Annotated in this window: 1 pseudogene; it reads left to right on the plus strand. The window is 29.9% G+C overall.

The annotated features are described in order from the left end of the window. Nucleotides 1–41: 41 nt before the first annotated feature. A pseudogene (locus LDP10_RS03370) lies at nucleotides 42–321 on the plus strand (NADH-quinone oxidoreductase subunit B); the annotation flags it as partial.

Raw genomic sequence — 321 nt, forward strand, 5'->3', positions numbered from 1 at the left:
ATTGGGTTTTTAATTTAACAAAATATAGATACAGGATTAACATGGATTATACTTTAACTCGCATAAATATTAATCGTAAAGGTAAAAAATATCCTGAACAGGATCAAAAAGTAGTTTCTAATCCTTTCGAAAAACATGTATACAAAAACGTGTATATGGGGACTTTAAGAAAAGTATTACATAGTTTAGTAAATTGGGGTAGAAAAAATTCGTTATGGCCTTATAACTTCGGTTTATCTTGTTGTTATGTAGAAATGGTTAGTGCTTTTACTTCTGTTCATGATGTTGCTCGTTTTGGTTCAGAAGTATTACGAGCATCTC

It is taken from the genome of Buchnera aphidicola (Pemphigus obesinymphae) (assembly GCF_026122815.1).
GTDB classification, from domain to species: Bacteria; Pseudomonadota; Gammaproteobacteria; order Enterobacterales; family Enterobacteriaceae; genus Buchnera_C; species Buchnera_C aphidicola_BJ.